This is a genomic window from Psychrobacter sp. NPDC078929 (assembly GCF_050267985.1).
Classification (GTDB): Bacteria; Pseudomonadota; Gammaproteobacteria; order Pseudomonadales; family Moraxellaceae; genus Psychrobacter.
Genome location: NZ_JBNNFX010000053.1, coordinates 1 through 2,469 on the forward strand (window position 1 = coordinate 1; position 2,469 = coordinate 2,469).

A 2,469-nucleotide genomic window follows, 5' to 3' on the forward strand; every position below is an offset into this window, starting at 1 on the left:
TTGAGCGTACTGTACTACGTGGTGAGATACAGGCACGGGTTGGTAACACGCCCTTTATGCTTATGGGAAATTATCCTATCTTGATAATAATAACCTTGTTATTACTACTAAGCTATTTTGGCAAAGGTCTAACCACACTTAGAAGACGAGGGTAATAGTAAACTTAATCATAATAATTTAATCAGTGTAAGTTTTTTATTTTTTCTAGGTAACGTCCTAACGCACGTAAATATAAAAGTTTTAAACTATTGACCCCTGCCGTCAAATCCGTATACATAAACTTGGGAGATTTTAATTACGCAGCCTGACGATAATAATCAAACCACACCTGTCTTGGCGATTGATAGCCCAAACCCTTTTGAATCCTCGTCTGATTGTAGTACAGCTCGATATAACTGATAATATCATTGATGGCTGTGAACCTTGTTTTATAGTCTTGATGATATACCAGCTCATTCTTTAATGTGCCCCAGAAGCTTTCTATCGGAGCGTTATCGAAACAGTTGCCTTTGCCGCTCATTGAGCCTATAAATTGATGCTGCTTAATGGTCTTGTGGTAGGCGTGACTGCAATACTGACTGCCTCTGTCTGAATGAACGATTAGCCCTTTGCTTGGACGTTTATTCTTGATGGCCATATTTAGTGCTTTGCAAACTAAATCTGCGGTCATACGCTTGTTAATAGCGTAACCGACAAGCTCTTTGGTGTATAAGTCTTTGACCCCTGCTAAGTACAGCCAACCCTCATTCGTCCAGATATAGGTGATGTCGCTGACCCACGACTCGTTAGGGCGCTTAGCATCAAACTTCTGATCCAGTACGTTTGGATAGACCAGCTTGTTGTGATTGGAGTCGGTGGTGACTTTAAAGCGCTTATGACGACGACATTTAATGCCGTGTTGCTCTTTGATGCTTCTTACCATATACAGGCTAATGTTATGGCCTTGCTCGCTTAGATGAGCATGCAGTCGATCTGCGCCATAACGTTCTTTCGTTTCATTGTGAGCCGCTTTAACCAGTAATTCAGACTGGTTGCGATGTATCTGTTGGTCGCTGAGATCACGACTTAGCCAGTCGTAATAGCTTGATGGCTTAACCCTTAACACACGGCACATAGTGGTGATGCGAAAGAGGAACTGGTTGTCTTTGATAAAGGCGTACCTGACTAGCTGTTTCTCGCGAAGTACGCCGTCGCCAACTCGAGCATAGCTCTCCCCTTGCGTCGGGGCGAAGCAGTGCTTCGCTTTATCCCTCCTCATTTAGTATTTCGCGTTCCTCTTCAGCCACTTTGAGCTGCCGCTTGAGCTGCTTTATTTCTTGAAGAGCACTCATAAGATCAGGATCGTATTGCTTTGTGCCGACAAGCTTGCCTTGATTGGCTTTGTTATGCCAATTTGATAGCGTTTGCATGGCAATGCCAAGCTGCTTTGCAGTGGCTGAGATATTGCCATTATTGTCTGATATCTTCTTGACGGCCTCGGCTTTAAATTCGTCACTGTAGGTTCTTACTTTCTTGGTCATGGTAAACTCCTGTCAATACGCTTAGTTTACCAAGTTTATCTCTACGGTTTCTTCAGCATAGCTCACCATGATTTTGTATCCCTTAATAGTATATTGTAGTATGTTGTATATAATATAACCCCAGTTCGGGATAAGGGCTCAAAAAAAAAATAAAAAAAGAAGTCCGAAGTTGCTAAAGTAAGTTTACCAAGACAAACTTCACAACAAGGACTTCTTACATGGACAACCTAACCGAACTATACTGCCATATTGACGACTTTTATCAGCAATTCAAACCTGAGTTTGACGCTCATTTAATCGCAACGGGACACCAAAGGTTAAGAGCATGCCAGATAAGTGTAGCAGAGATTATGACCATCTTGATACTGTTTCATCAATTACGTTATCGACAGTTTAAGGCGTTTTACTACCATCACATGCTTGGCATGATGAAACGGGAGTTTCCAAATCTGCCGAGCTACTCGCGATTTATAGAGCTTATACCGCGCAGTATCATACCACTGTGCAGCTACTTGCAAAGCATGATGGGCGACTGTACGGGTATCAGCTATATTGATTCAACCAAGATAGCAGTTTGTCATAACAAGCGTATCTACCGTCATAAAGTCTTTAAGGGACTTGCAACCCGAGGCAAAAGCAGCATGGGCTGGTTCTATGGCTTTAAGCTGCACGCCATTATCAATCATAAGGGCGAGCTTGTATCTGTTAAAGTCACTGCGGGTAATACGGATGACAGAGTGCCTGTTAAGGATATGGCAACGCCGTTATTTGGTAAGCTGTTTGGTGATAGAGGATACATCAGTAAAGCACTAAACGCGTGGCTCACAAAACACAGTGATACTAGGCTGATAACGAAACTTCGGCGTAATATGAAACCCCAATTACTTGAGCCTATGGATGAGGCACTACTCAATCATCGCTCTTTGGTTGAAACGGTGTTTGGGGAGCT

The 2,469-nt window shown here is 42.7% G+C and carries 1 protein-coding gene and 1 pseudogene; one reads left to right on the forward strand and one right to left on the reverse strand.

The annotated features are described in order from the left end of the window. Positions 1-295: 295 nt before the first annotated feature. Positions 296-1,520, reverse strand: a pseudogene (locus tag ACQKCG_RS13825) (IS3 family transposase). Between the two features lie 218 nt (positions 1,521-1,738). On the opposite strand from ACQKCG_RS13825, the gene ACQKCG_RS13830 reads away from it, so the two are divergent. After that, positions 1,739-2,469 (forward strand): IS982 family transposase (locus ACQKCG_RS13830; RefSeq protein WP_427585494.1); only part of this gene is annotated, 731 nt, incomplete at its 3' end.